Below are 15029 nucleotides of genomic sequence, written 5' to 3'. Positions count from 1 at the left end.
ACGCAGGCGGTTATGGAACAGAGATCGGTCGGAGCAAGCGGGTTGCGAGTGTCACGTCTCGGCCTGGGCACGCTCACCTGGGGTCGGGACACCGACGGCGACGAGGCCGCCGCGCAGATCGCGGCGTTCGTCGATGCGGGCGGTACCCTCGTCGACACCTCCCCCGCGTACGGCGACGGTGCGGCGCAGCGGATCCTGGCGGAGCTGCTCGACGACGTGGTGCCGCGCACGGAACTCGTCCTGAGCTCGAGTTCGGGCATCAACCCGGCGGGGCCGTCGCGAATCGACTGCTCGCGACGGGGACTCGTCGCCCAGCTCGACGTGACCCTCCGCGAGCTCGGCACCGACTACCTGGACATGTGGCAGGTCGCCACGTGGGATCCGTTCACGCCGGTCGACGAGGTCGCCGCCACACTCGATTTCGCGGTGTCCAGCGGCCGGGTCCGGTACGTCGGGGCGCGGGGCTACCTGGGCTGGCAGCTGGCGACCGCGGCAGGCGCGTCCCGGGGCACCACGCTCGTGGCCACCCAGGTGGAGTACTCGCTCCTCGCGCGCGGCGTCGAGGAAGAGCTCGTTCCGGCCGCCGCCCATCACGGCGTCGGGGTGTTCGCGGCCGTGCCGCTGGCCCGCGGGGTGCTCACCGGCAAATACAGAAACGGCATCCCCGTCGATTCCCGCGGCGCCGACGAAGCGCACGCGCAGGACGTCCAGAGTTACCTCACCGACTCCTCCGTGCGGGTGGTCGACGCGGTCGTGACCGCCGCCGACGGTCTCGGCACGTCCCCGCTCGCAGTCGCACTCGCCTGGGCACGCGACCGTCCCGGGGTCGCGAGCGCGGTCGTCGGGGCCAGGGACATCGCCCAGCTGACCGGAGTGCTCGTCGCCGAGGAGCTGGAATTGCCCGCAGCGATCGCGGCCGCGCTCGACGACGTCAGCGCGTAGTGCGGGCGGGGCAGGCGGACGTGCACCTGCAGTTCACGTGCAGGGCAGGCTAACCTGGTGCTCACCGGCCGACGTCCGTAGATCCGCAGGAGAGTCCATGACCACGCTGAACGAGGCCGACGCGGCCGACCGCGGAACCGTCGGCTTCGCCGAGCGCATCAAGGCGGGCACGGACGCCGCTCACCGGGAGACCGAGCAGTCCCGCTTCGTCGGGGCCCTGCTCGCCGGTGAACTCACCCCGGACGGCTATGCCGAACTGCTCGCGCAGACGTACCTCGTCTACCGCGAACTGGAGGAGGCCGGGCGCGCCCACGCCGGCAGCCCCGTCGTGTCGCCGTTCCTCCACGACGCGCTGTTGCGGGTTCCGTCGCTGGAAGCGGATCTCGAGTTCCTGCGCGGGCCGTCGTGGCGGGACACCGTCTCCGCGCTGCCCGCCACCACCCGGTATGTGGAACGGCTCCGTGAGGTGGCGTACGAGTGGCCCGCCGGTTTCGTTGCGCACCACTACATCCGGTACATGGGCGACCTGTCGGGCGGGCAGATCATCCGGCGCATGCTCGAACGCGCCTACGGGTACAGCACCGAGGGCCTGCAGTTCTACATCTTCGACGAGATCCCGAAACCGAAGGTATTCAAGGACACCTACCGCGCAACACTCGACGCGGCGCCGCTGTCTCCGGAGGACCAGCAGCGGGTGATCGACGAGGTCAACCTCGCCTACCGCCTCAACGGCGCCCTGTTCGCCGACCTCGAAGCCGGCATCGACCGGTACCGCGCACGATGAGGTCGGTGTCCCGGACCCACGCGGACAGATCGCTGTTCGCCGTCCTCGTCCTGCTCCTGGTGGCCGCGGTGGCCGTGTCCGCGTGCAGTTCCCGTACCGGCGACAGCGCGGGTGGCACCGGTGGCGCCCGCACGGCGGTCCTCGACGACCTGAATCCGGAGCCCCTCGCCTCCCCGGCGACGCCGGCGCTGCCCGTCACGGTCCGCAGTTTCGACGGGGTGGACGTGACGATCACGGACGCGAGCCGGATCGTGACCGCGGACCGCTACGGAACGCTCACCGAGACGGTGTTCGCGCTCGGACTCGGCGACAACGTGGTCGGCCGGGACATCGCGTCCGAGTTCCCGGCCGCGCAGGACGTCCCGGTGGTCACACCGGGCGGGCAGTCCCTCAATGCCGAGGCCATCCTCGACCTGGCGCCGACGGTGATCCTCACCGACACCAGCATCGGACCCCAGGCGGTGCAGGACCAGCTGCGGGCCGCCGGGGTGCCGGTCGTCTATTTCGATCCGACGCGCACCCTCGACGGCGTGCCCGGCCAGATCACCGCGGTTGCGGATGCGCTCGGGGTGCCGGAGCAGGGCCGGGAACTCGCGGCCCGCACGGAGAGCGAGATCGCGGCGGCCCGCAGTCGCGCGCCCCAGGGCGAGAATCCGCTGAAGATCGCGTTCCTCTATCTGCGCGGCACCGCGATCACCATGATCGGCGGCCTGGGATCGGGGGCCGACTCCCTGATCGACGCGCTCGGCGCCGTCGACGCCGGTACCGCGTCGGGGATCACCCAGCAGTTCGCCCCGATCACCAGCGAGGCACTGATCGCCGCCGCCCCCGACGTGCTTCTCATGATGACCGGTGGACTCGAATCGATCGGCGGGATCGAGGGCCTGGAGAAGGTCCCCGGGGTGGCCCAGACACCGGCGGGCAGGAACCAGCGGGTCGTGGACATGCAAGACGGGGTGCTGCTGAGCTTCGGCCCCAACACCGGTCGCGTCCTGGGCGCCCTGGCCGACGCCGTCTACCCGGCCGCCACTCCATGACGGTCGAAGACCTCGACGCTCCTGGTAAGCCCTCGTCACGCACCCGGACCGGTGCCGTCCTCGGCGGTCTGCTGATCGCCCTCGCCGTCGCCGCCGTGTTCTCGGCCTGCATCGGTCAGGTGCCGACCGGCCCCGGAGAGGTCGTCGGAAGCATCCTCCACCGCATCGGACTGGATCTCGGGCCGATGCCCGCTCACCCCAGCGGTGAGGTGACGCTGTGGGAGGTCCGGTTCCCCCGCGTGATCCTCGCGATCCTGGTGGGGGCGGCACTGGGATGCGCGGGAGCGTTGCTGCAGGGTGTGTTCGCCAACCCGCTCGCCGAACCCGGCGTGATCGGGGTGTCCGCGGGCGCGGCGGTCGGTGCCAGCGCCGCGATCGTCGTCGGCGGCGCGTTCGCGGCCGGGTGGACGGTGGCCGCGGCCGCATTCGTCTCCGGACTGGTCACGACCGTCGCCGTGTATCTCCTCGCCCGGCACGAGGGCCGCACCGAGGTCGTCACACTCGTCCTGACCGGTGTCGCGGTCAACGCGTTCGCCGGCGGTCTCATCGCCTTCTTCACGTTCGTCGCGTCCCCTGCGGCGCGCGATCAGATCGTCTTCTGGCAACTGGGCAGCCTCAACGGGGCCACCTGGAGTGCGGTCGCGGTCGTGGCGCCGATGACGCTCGCCGGGATCGCCGCCACGATGACGATCGCCGGGAAACTCGACCTGCTCTCGCTCGGCGAGAACGCGGCCCGTCACCTCGGCCTCGACGTCGAACGACTGCGTCAGATCGCGGTGCTGATCGTCGCCCTGCTCGTCTCGTCCAGCGTGGCGTTCACCGGCATCATCCTGTTCGTCGGGCTGGTGGTCCCGCACCTGATGCGGATCGCCGTCGGTCCGGGCCACCGAGCCCTGATTCCGGCGAGCGCGCTGTGCGGTTCCCTCGTGCTGCTGCTCGCCGACCTGGGTGCCCGGTCGCTCGTGGCCAACGCGGACCTCCCCCTCGGCATGCTCACGGCCCTCGTCGGCGGGCCCTTCTTCTTCTGGTTGCTGCGCCGCACCCGGGCCAGTCAGGGCGGGTGGGCATGAGTCCGTCGTTCCGCACCCGCGTCGGCGAGGCCCTCGAGCAGAACCTGTTCCGGCGGACCGATCCGGTGCCCCCGCCACGACCCACGGGGGCCGTGACGCTGCGCGCGGACGGCATCGCCGTCACCCGCGGCGGCAGACCCGTTCTCGACGACGTGTCCGTGGATGTGCGGATCGGGGAGGTCCTCGTTCTCGTCGGCCCCAACGGCGCGGGCAAGTCGACGCTCCTGGCGGCGCTGTCGGGTGATCAGGACGTGCACGCGGGCAGCGTGCACCTCGACGGCCGGGACCTCGGCGAGTGGACGGCGCTCGAGATGGCCCAGCGACGGGCGGTCCTCCCCCAGCAGAACACGGTCGGATTCTCGTTCACCGCACGTCAGGTGATCACGATGGGCCGGTCCCCGTGGGCGCGCACACCCCGCGCCGACGACGACGCCGCCGCGATCGCCGAGGCCATGCAGATCTGTGACGTGGTGGCGTTCGCCGACCGGCCGTTCACCGCGCTGTCGGGTGGCGAACGCGCCCGCGTGGCGCTGGCCCGGGTGCTGGCGCAGCGGACCGAGACGATCCTGCTGGACGAGCCCACCGCCGCCCTCGACCTCGGCCACCAGGAGACGGTGATGCGTCTCGCCCGCTCCCGCGCGGAACGGGGCACCGCGGTGGTGGTCGTGCTCCACGACCTCGCACTCGCCGCGGCGTACGCGGACCGGATCGTGGTCCTCGAGCAGGGCCGCGTCGCGGCCGACGGTCCTCCCGCCGGCGTCTTGTCCGAGGACTTGCTGACCCGGGTGTACGGGCACCCCGTCGAGGTCATCGCGCACCCGGTGACCGGCGCGACCCTCGTCCTCCCCCGCCGCGACCAGCGCTAGACCGCGACGGTCACAGTCCGTCGATGACCGCCCCCAGGCGGCTGAGGACCGCACGCACGGTGATGCCGTCCTCCGTTCCCGCCACCAGGGAATCGGGCGGCCCCGCCACCAGGGAATCGGGATCGGACACGGCGTCCCGCACGACGGCGACGATGCTGCGCTCGTCGGTCAGGTCGATCTCCCGGACCGAGCGCCGCGCCGACGCCACGATGTCGTCCGGGTCCGGGACCTCGGTTTCCACGTCGGCGCGGTAGACCTCGACGTGCATCGTGCTCTTGCGCACGCGGAATGCGTAGGAGTTGCCTTCGGCGGTCCGGCCGAAGCCGTGCGCGTGCGGTCCGACCGAGATGTCTTCGACGGTGAACGTCGGCGTTTCGGGTGTTTCCACGGTCTGCTCCTCGATGACCTGGGCCGGCGGTCGGGAGACCACCGGGCGCGGGGTCGATGTTTCTCACGGTATCGCCTCGGCACCCGCTCGGCACCGACCGAATTCGTGGGCGTTTCGCGGATCAGGGATGCTAGTGGACAGTTGTGCAGGTGTAGGTCGTTGAGAGAACCCCGAGGAGCAGCACATGGGTAGACCGGGAGCGCGCGTCGTCGCCTCGTGTATCGGAGCAGCATTTCTGCTGGTCACGGGTTGTTCGTCGAACTCCGACGAGGATCAGGCGATCACGATCGCGCCCGCGACTGCGGCGCAGTCCCCGGTGCAGAGCACCACGCCCGCGGGTGTCGTCCACCCCGTTGGCGTGCCGATCGATTCGACCACCTTCGACCCCGAGACCCGCACGACCGTCGTCCTCGGCGGCGAAGGCAACGAGATCCTGCTGTTCCCGGCCGGCGATTTCACGGCGGCTCCGCGCACGATTCCGCTCGACGGGGCCGTCGCCCAGGTCTCCCTCGCTCCCGGCGGCGTGGCCCTTCTCGCGATGAACACGCAGGTAGGGAGGCTCGACCTGCGCACGGACGAGGTGACGTTCGTCCCTGCCGACGGCGACGTCCGCTCGGTCGCGCAGTTGCCCGACGGCCGGCTGGCGATGGGCCTGGGCAATGGCGAGATTCACATCGTGAACATCGAGACTAACGAGTCACAGGTGATCGACGGCCTCACCTCCGTCGACGGGCTGGCCGTCGTCGGCGACTCGCTGACCGCCCTCGACCGCGGTCAGACGTCCGTCACCGCCGTCGACGTCCCCGGTTCCGCGCTCGGCGTCGCGCTGCGCGCCGGTGAAGGTGCGACGCAACTCACCACCGACCACTACGGGCGCATCCTCGTCACCGACACCACCGGAGACGAACTGCTCGCCTACACCACCGACACACTGATGCTCCGTCAGCGGTTCCCGGCCGGACTCGCGCCGTACGCCGTCGCCTACGACGACTCCGCCGACCGGGCGTGGGTCACGCTGACCGGAACCAACGAGGTGGTCGGATTCGACCTGTCCAGCGGTGTCGGCGTGGAAACGGCCCGGTATCCCACCGTCCGGCAGCCGAACTCTGTCAGTGTGGATACCGTGAACGGTGACCTCCTGATCGGTTCCGCGACGGGAGACGGCTTGCAGCAGATCCCGACGAGGAGTTCGTAGATGGCATCGCATTCACGTCGACTCCCCTCCGGGTGGGAGATCGAATCCGAGGACTACGAGTACGTGCCGCTTCGGCTGCCGCCCGACGTCACCCGAGTCAGCGCATCGATGCGCCTGGCCATCCAGGCGGAATTCGGCGGCTGGGAGCTGTCGCGGGTTCGCCTGTACTCCGACGGAAGCCGCCGAGTTCTGCTCAAGCGAAGGAAGACCGCTCACCATGTCCCCGACCCCGCAATCTAGGGAGACCTCCTTGTACCACCTGCTCTTACGGGTGATGTTCCGCCTTCCTCCGGAGCGGATTCATCACCTGGCCTTCGCTGCGATGCGCCTGGTCACGCGATTCTCGCCGCTGCGCCAACTCGTCGCCAGGGTTCTCGTGGTGGACGATCCGATACTGCGGAACACCGTGTTCGGACTCGACTTCCCGGCGCCGCTCGGGCTGGCCGCCGGGTTCGACAAGGACGCCACCGGCGTCGACGCCTGGGGTCCCCTCGGATTCGGGTTCGCCGAAGTGGGCACCGTCACCGCCCAGGCGCAGCCCGGCAACCCGGCTCCGCGTCTGTTCCGGCTGCCCGCGGACCGCGCCCTGATCAACCGGATGGGGTTCAACAACCACGGAGCGGGCAACGCGGCCAATCATCTGCGTCAGCGCCGGGCCGGTGTCCCGATCGGCGCGAACATCGGCAAGACCAAGATCGTGGACGCCGCCGACGCCCCCGCCGACTACACGGCGAGCGCGCAACTGCTCGGACCGCTCGCCGATTTCATGGTGGTCAACGTCAGCTCACCGAACACCCCGGGACTGCGCGACCTGCAGGCCGTCGAATCCCTCCGGCCGCTCCTGCGTGCGGTTCTCGACACCGTGACCGTGCCGGTGCTGGTGAAGATCGCCCCGGACCTGTCCGACGACGACGTCGACGCGGTCGCCGATCTGGCTATCGAACTCGGCCTCGCCGGGATCGTCGCGACCAACACCACCATCCGGCGCGACGGCCTGAACACCCCGGACGACGAGGTGACGGCGATCGGCGCGGGCGGGTTGTCCGGCCCTCCGGTCGCCGAACGATCCCTCGAGGTCCTGCGCCGCCTGCACGCGCGGGTCGGGGATCGCCTGGTGCTGATCTCCGTCGGCGGCATCGAGACGCTCGACCAGGCGTGGGAACGCATCCTGGCCGGGGCGTCCCTCGTGCAGGGGTACACGGGCTTCATCTACGGCGGCCCGTTCTGGGCTCGCCGCATCCACAAGGGGCTGGCCCGGAAGGTGCGCGAGGCCGGCTACTCCTCGATCGCCGATGCGGTCGGCGCCGGCGCCGTGCGCTGACCCAACCCGCACCGAGACCGGTGGCCGGCGAATCCCGAGGATTCGCCGGCCACCCGTGTGTTCCGGAACTACCGGAGTTACTGCTCGTACGTCCCCTGGATCTTCGCGCGGGCGATCGCGTGGGAGAACAGGTTGAACCCCAGGAACGCGGGCGTCGACTCGGCCGTGACGCCCTCGAGGGTCTCCACGTCGACCGCGTGGACCACGATGATGTAGCGGTGCGGCCCGTGACCTGCCGGCGGGGCGGCGCCGAGGAAACGACTCAGTCCGGCGTCGTTCTTCAGCGTGATCGCACCGGCCGGGAGCCCGGTTCCCTCGTCGTCGCCGGCGCCGCTCACCAGCGTGGTCGTGTCGGCCGGGATGTTCGCGACCGCCCAGTGCCAGAACCCGGACACCGTCGGCGCGTCGGGGTCGTACACCGTCACCGCGAAGCTCTTGGTCTCGGCGGGGAACCCCGACCACGACAGCTGCGGTGAGGTGTCGTGGCCGCCGGCGCCGAAGATTCCGCTGACCTGTTCCTTGTTCAGCGGCTGCCCGTCGGTGACGTCGGTGGAGGTCAGCTCGAAACTCGGCAGGTCGGGAAGTGCCTCGTACGGATCGTGTGACATGCGGTTCCTCTCTTGTCGCGTATCGGTTTTCGATCAGCTGTGGAGCAGAAAATGTTCCAGCACGCGTGTACCGAACAGTAGTGCGTCCACGGGTACCCGTTCGTCGACGCCGTGGAACAGCGCGCCGAAATCCAGGTCGGCGGGCAACTGCAGCGGTGCGAATCCGAAGCACCGGATGCCGAGCTTCGCGAACGCCTTGGCGTCCGTTCCGCCCGACAACATGTACGGCACGGTCCGCGCGCCGGGGTCGTGGGCAAGGATGGCGTCGTTCATGGCGTCGACCAGGTGCCCGTCGAACGTGGTCTCGTACGAGTCGAGCTTCGTGATCCACTCGCGCTGGACGTCCGGTCCGATGAGCTCGTCGACCGCCGCCTCGAACTCGGCCTGCCTGCCGGGCAGGATTCGGCAGTCGACGACGGCCTCCGCGGTCTGTGGGATGACGTTGGCCTTGTAGCCGGCGGAGAGCATGGTCGGGTTCGCGGTGTCGCGGAGCGTGGCACCGAGGATGTTGGCGATGTTGCCGAGTTTCGCGAGGGTGCCGTCGAGGTCGGGCGACGTCGGGTCGAAGTCGAGTCCGGTCTCCTCCCCGGCCGCTTCGAGGAATTCGGCCACCGAATCGGAGATGACCAGCGGGAACGTGTGCGCCCCCAGCCGGGCGACCGCCTGCGCCAGGATGGTGACGGCGTTGTCGCCGTGCAGGAACGAACCGTGTCCGGCCCGGCCCTTCGCGGTCAGCCGCATCCATCCGAGACCCTTCTCCGCCGTCTCGACGAGATAGAGCCTGCGGTCCGTGCCGTCCGGGCGGGCAACGGTCAGGGAGAAGCCGCCGACCTCACCGACGGCTTCCGTGACCCCCTCGAACAGATCGGGACGATTCTCGACCAGCCACTGGCAGCCGTACTTGCCACCGGCCTCCTCGTCGGCGACGAACGCGAACACGAGGTCGCGGGGAGGAACGATGCCCTCCGCCTTGAACTGGCGGGCGACCGCCAGGATCATCCCGACCATGTCCTTCATGTCGACGGCCCCGCGACCCCACACGTAACCGTCCTCGACGGCTCCGGAGAACGGGTGGACGCGCCAATCGGCCGGTTCGGCGGGTACGACGTCGAGGTGACCGTGCAGCAACAGCGCGCCGCGGTCGGGGTCCGAACCCTTCAGCCGCGCGAACACGTTGCCGCGTCCCGGCGCGCCCGACTCCACGTATTCGGTCTCGTAGCCCACTTCCTGCAGCTGGGACGCCACCCACTCCGCACACTCGCGCTCGCCCTTCGTCGTCGCGAGCTCTCCGGTGTTGGACGTGTCGAAGCGGATCAGTGAACTGACGAGATCCACGACTTCGGCTTCGGCGCGACCCTGGCCTGGGGTTTCCTGTGTAGTTGGCACTCCACTTTCCTACCACCGGGCACGCGGAAACGCTCAGGTGAGAGGGGCGATTTGGGCCGTGGCGGTTCATCGGTTAATCTTTTGCAGCACCCAGGAAATGGGGGCAGGCAAGTCCGAGTGGCGGAATGGCAGACGCGCTAGCTTGAGGTGCTAGTGTCCTATTAACGGACGTGGGGGTTCAAGTCCCCCCTCGGACACTCTGAGTTGAGACAGACGAGAAAGCCCCGGTTCACTGAACCGGGGCTTTCTTCGTGAGAGGGCGAAGTTCGATGGGTGAAACAACGACGATCGATCCGGCGGATCTCGAGATCTGCCTGAAAGTTCTCGATCTGGCGGCAGACCTCGACGACGCGGATCCCGATTCCGTCACGGTCCAGCGTGCTGTCGGTCACCTTTTCAAGAAGTTGAAGAAGCGCAGGCGGATCGCGGCCCGCGATGCCGTCTCCGAGGCCGACCGCAAGGTCGTCGCCGCCACCGCAACGGGCTCCCCCGACCGGATCGACGACGAGACCGCGGGCATCCCGCTGACGTCGAACGCCGACGGCGCGTCCGCGGGCACCCTGATCCGGCCCCGCCCGTGTTACATCTGCAAGCAGCGATACACCCGGGTCGACGCGTTCTACCACCAGCTGTGCCCCGAGTGCGCGACGAAGAGCCGCGCCAAGAGGGACGCGCGCGCCGACCTCACCGGACGCCGGGCGCTGCTGACCGGCGGTCGCGCCAAGATCGGCATGTACATCGCGCTGCGGTTGCTCCGCGACGGCGCCCACACCACCATCACGACCCGTTTCCCGAACGACGCCATCCGTCGCTTCAAGGCGATGGAAGACAGCAGCGAGTGGATCCACCGGCTGCGGGTGGTCGGTATCGATCTGCGTGACCCGGCGCAGGTCGTCGCGCTCGCCGACTCCGTCGCCGCGCAGGGCCCGCTGGACATCCTGATCAACAATGCCGCGCAGACGGTGCGACGCTCGCCCGGCGCCTACAGCGCGCTGGCGGACGCCGAATCCGGTGCGCTTCCGTCCGGCGACCTTCCCGATGTCCTGACGTTCGGCAAGACGAGCGACGCCCACCCGGCGGCGCTCGCCGGGTCGCTGTCCGACGTGTCCGTGATGGCGGGCGCCGCGCTGTCCCCCGACGCGGTGAGTTCGCTCGCGCTGGTCGCGAAGTCGGCGTCTCCCGATCGGATCGATCAGGGTCTGGCGATCGACGCCGGCGGTCTGCTGCCCGATCTGGCGCACACGAACAGCTGGGTCCAGACGGTCGAGGAAGTCGACCCGATCGAGCTGCTCGAGGTGCAGTTGTGCAACTCGGTCGCCCCGTTCATCCTCGTGTCCCGGCTGCGGCCGGCGATGGCGGCGGCAGGTGCGCGCCGCAAGTACGTGGTGAACGTCTCCGCGATGGAAGGCCAGTTCAGCCGCGCATACAAGGGTCCCGGGCATCCGCACACCAACATGGCGAAGGCCGCGCTGAACATGCTCACCCGCACCAGCGCGAAGGAGATGCTCGATGACGGCATCCTCATGACCGCGGTGGACACCGGATGGATCACCGACGAGCGGCCGCACTACACCAAGATGCGCCTGGCAGACGAGGGTTTCCATGCCCCCCTCGACCTCGTCGACGGCGCCGCCCGCGTCTACGACCCCATCGTCCAGGGCGAGCAGGGTGTCGATCTGCACGGCTGCTTCCTGAAGGACTACGAGCCCTCACCCTGGTGATCGAGCACCACACAAACCCCCGTTTCGAGAGCATCGACACAGCCGGAGCACTGTCCGGCGTGGGGATAATGGACGTGGTACCGATCCCTGAATATGGAGGCGCTTCATGGCGATAGCCGTTGTCCACCGAGACAGCCCGGAAGGCCGTGCGGCCATCGTCCACGCCGCCCGCGAGGCTGTGCAACGACGGGAACAGCTACTCGTCCTCCACGTCCTCGACGACGACCCCGGACAGGATGCGGAGTCCGACCGGTCCGCTCTGCGCGCCGAGATCCAGGCGACGCTCGAGAGCGGCGGGGTCGGCGAGTCGTCGTGGGAACTGCGCACCAGCGACCACGACGGCGATCAGGTGAGCGCACTGCGCACGCTGGTCGACAGCAGCGGCGCGGACCTGCTCGTCGTGGGCACCCGGCGCATGTCCCCGGTCGGCAAGTTCCTCCTGGAACGATGGCTGCAACGCCTCCTGCTCGAGGTCGATATTCCGATCCTGGTGGTCAAGGAAGAGGCGCGCGGCCCCGCCTGATTTCGGTCCGAGCCCGTTCCCCCGTGGACCCGGCGGCCCGCGCCTACGATGGCGTAGGGGGACACTTCGGAGGTCAGGGGTGCATCGATGGGGAGCGTGGTCTTCTACGAAGTCGTCGCCGACGCGACGGTCGTCGCACACCTGATCTTCATCCTCTACGTCGTGTGCGGTGGTTTTCTCGCCTGGCGGTGGCCGCGGACCATCGCCCTCCACCTGGCGGCGGTTGCCTGGGGGTTCACCGGCCTGATCGTCGGCATCGACTGCCCGCTGACGCATCTGGAGAGCTGGGCCCGGGTCCGCGCCGGGCAGGACCCGCTCCCCTCGTCCGGGTTCATCGCCCACTACCTCACCGGCGTCGTCTACCCGGAATCCGCCGCGGGTGCGATCCAAACCCTCGTGGCGCTGGGCGTCGTCACGTCGTGGGCCGGTTATGTCGTCCTCCGGGTCCGCACCCGCGCACCCCTCACACCGACCCGCCCCGGCGGTGCCGGACTCTGACCTCACCCTTCCCTACCGACGAGTAGGGTCGTGTCATGACAGACAGCACACGTGAATTGGATCTCGTCGTGTACGGGGCCACCGGCTTCGTCGGCAAACTCCTCGCCGACTATCTCGCACAGCACGCCCCGGACGGTGTCCGGATCGCGCTCGCGGGGCGGACGGCCGCCAAACTGGAAGCGGTGCGGTCCGCGCTCGGTCCGCGCGCGGCGGACTGGCCCCTCATCGTCGCGAATTCCGACGATGCCGCGTCGCTCGCCGCCCTGGCGGGACGCACCCGCGTGGTCGCGACGACGGTCGGCCCCTACGCCAAATACGGACACGCACTCGCGGCGGCCTGCGCCGGGGCGGGCACCGACTACGTCGACCTCACCGGAGAGGTGCTGTTCGCCCGCGAGAGCATCGACGCCAACCACGAACGGGCCCGCGAGACCGGCGCCCGGATCGTCCATTCCTGCGGTTTCGACTCCATTCCGTCCGACCTCGGGGTGCACGTCCTCCACGCGAAGGTCCGCGAGGACGGCGCGGGTGAACTCACCGACACCACCCTGGTGGTCACGTCGCTGCGCGGCGGCGTCAGCGGCGGCACGATCGATTCGCTCCGCACCCAGGTGGACGTGTCCAAGAAGGACGCGGCGTCGCGCCGTCTCGCGGCCTCGCCGTACTCGCTGAGCCCCGACCGGTCGAAGGAGCCGGATCTCGGCAAGCAGTCCGACATGGGTGTGGTCGACGGCACGACCATCGCGCCCGGGGTCAAGGGCTGGAAGGCGCCGTTCTTCATGGGCCCCTACAACACGCGGGTCGTGCGGCGCAGCAACGCGCTCCGCGATTGGGCGTACGGCCGGGAATTCAAGTACCGCGAGGTCATGAGTGTCGGCAGTTCCCCGATCACGCCGGTGATCGCGGGTGCGGTGACGGTCGGCCTCGGCGCGTTGATCGCCTGCATGGCCCTCCCTCCCACCCGGTACGTCCTCGACCGCGTTCTGCCCTCACCGGGCGACGGTCCCAGCGAGGAGGCGCAACGCAACGGCCACTTCACCGTCGACCTGTACACGACCACCACCACGGGCGCGCACTACACGTCACGAGTGAAGGCGAAGGGCGACCCCGGCTACCGTGCCACCGCGGTGATGCTCGGCGAATCCGCGTTGAGTCTCGCCCTCGGCGGCGACGCGCTCCCGGCCGCGGCAGGTGTCCTCACTCCGGCGACGGCACTCGGCGACGTGCTGGTCGCACGGCTGCGCGACGCGGGCATGGAGATCTCCGCGCGAAAGCTGTGAACGGGTGGGCGCGTGTGAAGATGACAGGCGCCCACTCCTCCCGCTAATGTCGATCCTTGTGCGCGGACGGCCGTGCACACGACGAGAGATACGGGAGTTCGAGTGAACGGCACGAGCGCGCAGGCAGGCCCCGCGGCCTCGCTCGCTCTCATGCCCTTCTGGCCCTCCCGCCGAGGCCACGCCTTCGACCAGGGATGTTGCTGACCAGCCTGCTCGCTGGTCTTTGCTGCCCTGACGGTTCGCTCTCTCGGTCGGAGTCTCGATGTTCAAGCTCTTGATTTTCACGCTGGTCGGCGTGGGTGCCCAGCTGGTCGACGGCGCCCTCGGCATGGCGTTCGGCGTGACTGCGACCACCCTGCTCGTGTTCAGCGGCGTCGGGCCCGCCCACGCCAGCGCAGCGGTGCACTTCGCCGAGGTCGGCACCACACTCGCCTCCGGGGCGTCGCACTGGCGGTTCCGCAACATCGACTGGCCTCTCGTGCTCCGCCTGGGCGTCCCCGGCGCCATCGGCGCGTTCCTCGGCGCGACGGTGCTGTCGCAGTTGTCGACGGCCGCCGCCGTCCCCGTGACGTCCACGATCCTGCTCGCGATCGGCGTGTACGTCCTCCTCCGCTTCTCGATCCGCCCTCCCGCCGTCAACGACGCCCGGACGTCGCCGCACACGGCGAAGTTCCTCTCACCGCTCGGACTGTTCGGTGGATTCATCGACGCGAGCGGTGGCGGCGGCTGGGGGCCGATCACCACCAGCACGCTGCTCTCGCGAGGCAAGACCGCGCCGCGCACGGTCATCGGCTCGGTCAGCGCGTCGGAGTTCCTGGTGTCCGCCGCGGCCAGCATCGGATTCATCTTCGGGCTCGGCAGCGACTTCTTCGACAACATCCCCATCATCGCGGGTCTGGCGCTCGGCGGAATCATCGCCGCACCGGTCGCCGCGTGGCTCGTCAGCCGGGTGCCTGCGACCCTGCTGGGCACCGGTGTCGGCGGCATCATCATCATCACCAACGCGCAGAAGCTGTTCAAGACGTTCGAGGTGACCGGCGTCCCCGCCGCCCTCGGCTACATCGCCCTCGTGGCGGTGTGGGCCGGACTGCTCGTGGTCGCCTGGCGCCGCTCGCGTCTCAGCGCCGCGGAGGCCGCGGGCGATCTGCACCGGATCGACACCGAGATCGACACACTCGGCGAGCCGGAAGCGCAGTCCCTGGAGCCGTCCACCGGAGACAAGGCCTGACCCCACCTCACACCTCCGCCCGGATCGAGAAGCCGCCGGACATCTGCCACACCGCATCCTTACCAGCGGGTAACATTGGTCGCGGTTCATGGCACCCGTCCGGTGCTCCGATAGCGGAACAGTGAGGCATTTCATGACTGAGCGTGTTGAGGTCGGCGGTCTGCAGGTCGCGAAGGTGCTCT

At 69.4% G+C, this 15029-nt stretch carries 16 protein-coding genes and 1 tRNA gene; 14 read left to right on the top strand and 3 right to left on the bottom strand.

Features of this window, described 5'->3' with window-relative positions:
- The first annotated feature begins 12 nt into the window (after positions 1–12).
- The 5 genes from P3H15_RS04945 to P3H15_RS04925 all read left to right on the top strand — a co-directional run bounded on the left by P3H15_RS04945 (position 13) and on the right by P3H15_RS04925 (position 4699).
- Positions 13–942 carry an aldo/keto reductase gene (locus P3H15_RS04945; RefSeq protein ID WP_276136217.1) on the top strand — a complete coding sequence of 310 codons (930 nt, stop codon included), beginning with the start codon at positions 13–15 and terminating at the stop codon, positions 940–942.
- Positions 943–1039: 97 nt separating this feature from the next.
- Positions 1040–1726: a heme oxygenase (biliverdin-producing) gene (locus tag P3H15_RS04940; RefSeq protein WP_276136216.1), complete on the top strand. Its 687-nt coding sequence runs from the start codon at positions 1040–1042 to the stop codon at positions 1724–1726.
- Positions 1723–2763: a hemin ABC transporter substrate-binding protein gene (locus tag P3H15_RS04935; RefSeq protein WP_276136215.1), complete on the top strand. Its 1041-nt coding sequence runs from the start codon at positions 1723–1725 to the stop codon at positions 2761–2763. Before P3H15_RS04940 ends, P3H15_RS04935 begins: the two co-directional genes overlap by 4 nt.
- Positions 2760–3833 carry an iron ABC transporter permease gene (locus tag P3H15_RS04930; RefSeq protein ID WP_276136214.1) on the top strand — a complete coding sequence of 358 codons (1074 nt, stop codon included), beginning with the start codon at positions 2760–2762 and terminating at the stop codon, positions 3831–3833. The genes P3H15_RS04935 and P3H15_RS04930 overlap by 4 nt, the downstream gene beginning before the upstream one ends.
- Complete coding sequence (locus P3H15_RS04925) at positions 3830–4699, top strand: heme ABC transporter ATP-binding protein (protein ID WP_276136213.1); 870 nt, start codon at positions 3830–3832, stop codon at positions 4697–4699. Before P3H15_RS04930 ends, P3H15_RS04925 begins: the two co-directional genes overlap by 4 nt.
- A 10-nt stretch (positions 4700–4709) precedes the next feature.
- Here P3H15_RS04925 and P3H15_RS04920 read toward each other — a convergent pair whose 3' ends face one another.
- On the bottom strand, positions 4710–5087 hold the full coding sequence (locus P3H15_RS04920; RefSeq protein WP_276136212.1) for a hypothetical protein: 378 nt from the start codon (positions 5085–5087) through the stop codon (positions 4710–4712).
- A gap of 184 nt (positions 5088–5271) precedes the next feature.
- Between P3H15_RS04920 and P3H15_RS04915 the strand changes: the two genes are divergently transcribed.
- The 3 genes from P3H15_RS04915 to P3H15_RS04905 are packed head-to-tail and all read left to right on the top strand — an operon-like array spanning position 5272 to position 7603.
- The gene (locus P3H15_RS04915; RefSeq protein WP_276136211.1) at positions 5272–6282 is read left to right on the top strand and encodes a hypothetical protein; all 1011 of its coding nucleotides are present in this window, start codon (positions 5272–5274) and stop codon (positions 6280–6282) included.
- On the top strand, positions 6283–6522 hold the full coding sequence (locus P3H15_RS04910) for a DUF5703 family protein (protein ID WP_072941800.1): 240 nt from the start codon (positions 6283–6285) through the stop codon (positions 6520–6522).
- 10 nt (positions 6523–6532) lie between these two features.
- Positions 6533–7603, top strand: coding sequence for a quinone-dependent dihydroorotate dehydrogenase (locus tag P3H15_RS04905; RefSeq protein WP_276136210.1), 1071 nt, complete (start codon positions 6533–6535; stop codon positions 7601–7603).
- A 77-nt stretch (positions 7604–7680) separates the two neighbouring features.
- Here the strand turns inward: P3H15_RS04905 and P3H15_RS04900 are convergent, their stop codons facing one another.
- Together P3H15_RS04900 and P3H15_RS04895 are read right to left on the bottom strand one after the other, a co-directional pair.
- Positions 7681–8211: a YbhB/YbcL family Raf kinase inhibitor-like protein gene (locus tag P3H15_RS04900; protein WP_276136209.1), complete on the bottom strand. Its 531-nt coding sequence runs from the start codon at positions 8209–8211 to the stop codon at positions 7681–7683.
- Positions 8212–8244: 33 nt separating this feature from the next.
- Positions 8245–9597: a M20/M25/M40 family metallo-hydrolase gene (locus P3H15_RS04895; protein ID WP_276136208.1), complete on the bottom strand. Its 1353-nt coding sequence runs from the start codon at positions 9595–9597 to the stop codon at positions 8245–8247.
- A 111-nt stretch (positions 9598–9708) separates the two neighbouring features.
- Between P3H15_RS04895 and P3H15_RS04890 the strand changes: the two genes are divergently transcribed.
- The 6 genes from P3H15_RS04890 to P3H15_RS04865 all read left to right on the top strand — a co-directional run bounded on the left by P3H15_RS04890 (position 9709) and on the right by P3H15_RS04865 (position 14847).
- Positions 9709–9794, top strand: a tRNA-Leu gene (locus P3H15_RS04890).
- 72 nt (positions 9795–9866) lie between these two features.
- Complete coding sequence (locus P3H15_RS04885) at positions 9867–11318, top strand: SDR family oxidoreductase (RefSeq protein ID WP_276136207.1); 1452 nt, start codon at positions 9867–9869, stop codon at positions 11316–11318.
- A gap of 106 nt (positions 11319–11424) precedes the next feature.
- Positions 11425–11841 (top strand): universal stress protein, encoded by a 417-nt coding sequence (locus P3H15_RS04880; protein ID WP_276136206.1) that lies wholly within the window; start codon positions 11425–11427, stop codon positions 11839–11841.
- Positions 11842–11928: 87 nt separating this feature from the next.
- Complete coding sequence (locus P3H15_RS04875) at positions 11929–12339, top strand: DUF2784 domain-containing protein (RefSeq protein WP_072941814.1); 411 nt, start codon at positions 11929–11931, stop codon at positions 12337–12339.
- 35 nt (positions 12340–12374) lie between these two features.
- Positions 12375–13619, top strand: a complete 1245-nt coding sequence (locus P3H15_RS04870; protein WP_276136205.1) for a trans-acting enoyl reductase family protein — start codon at positions 12375–12377, stop codon at positions 13617–13619.
- Between the two features lie 262 nt (positions 13620–13881).
- Entirely contained in the window at positions 13882–14847 is a 966-nt protein-coding gene (locus tag P3H15_RS04865) for a sulfite exporter TauE/SafE family protein (RefSeq protein WP_276136204.1), read from the top strand.
- Positions 14848–15029: the final 182 nt, after the last annotated feature.

The sequence above is a fragment of the Rhodococcus sp. T2V genome (assembly GCF_029269925.1).
GTDB classification, from domain to species: domain Bacteria; phylum Actinomycetota; class Actinomycetes; order Mycobacteriales; family Mycobacteriaceae; genus Rhodococcus_F; species Rhodococcus_F koreensis.
The sequence above is the reverse complement of the archived record's forward strand: the minus strand, read 5'-3'. Positions and strand labels throughout refer to the sequence as shown.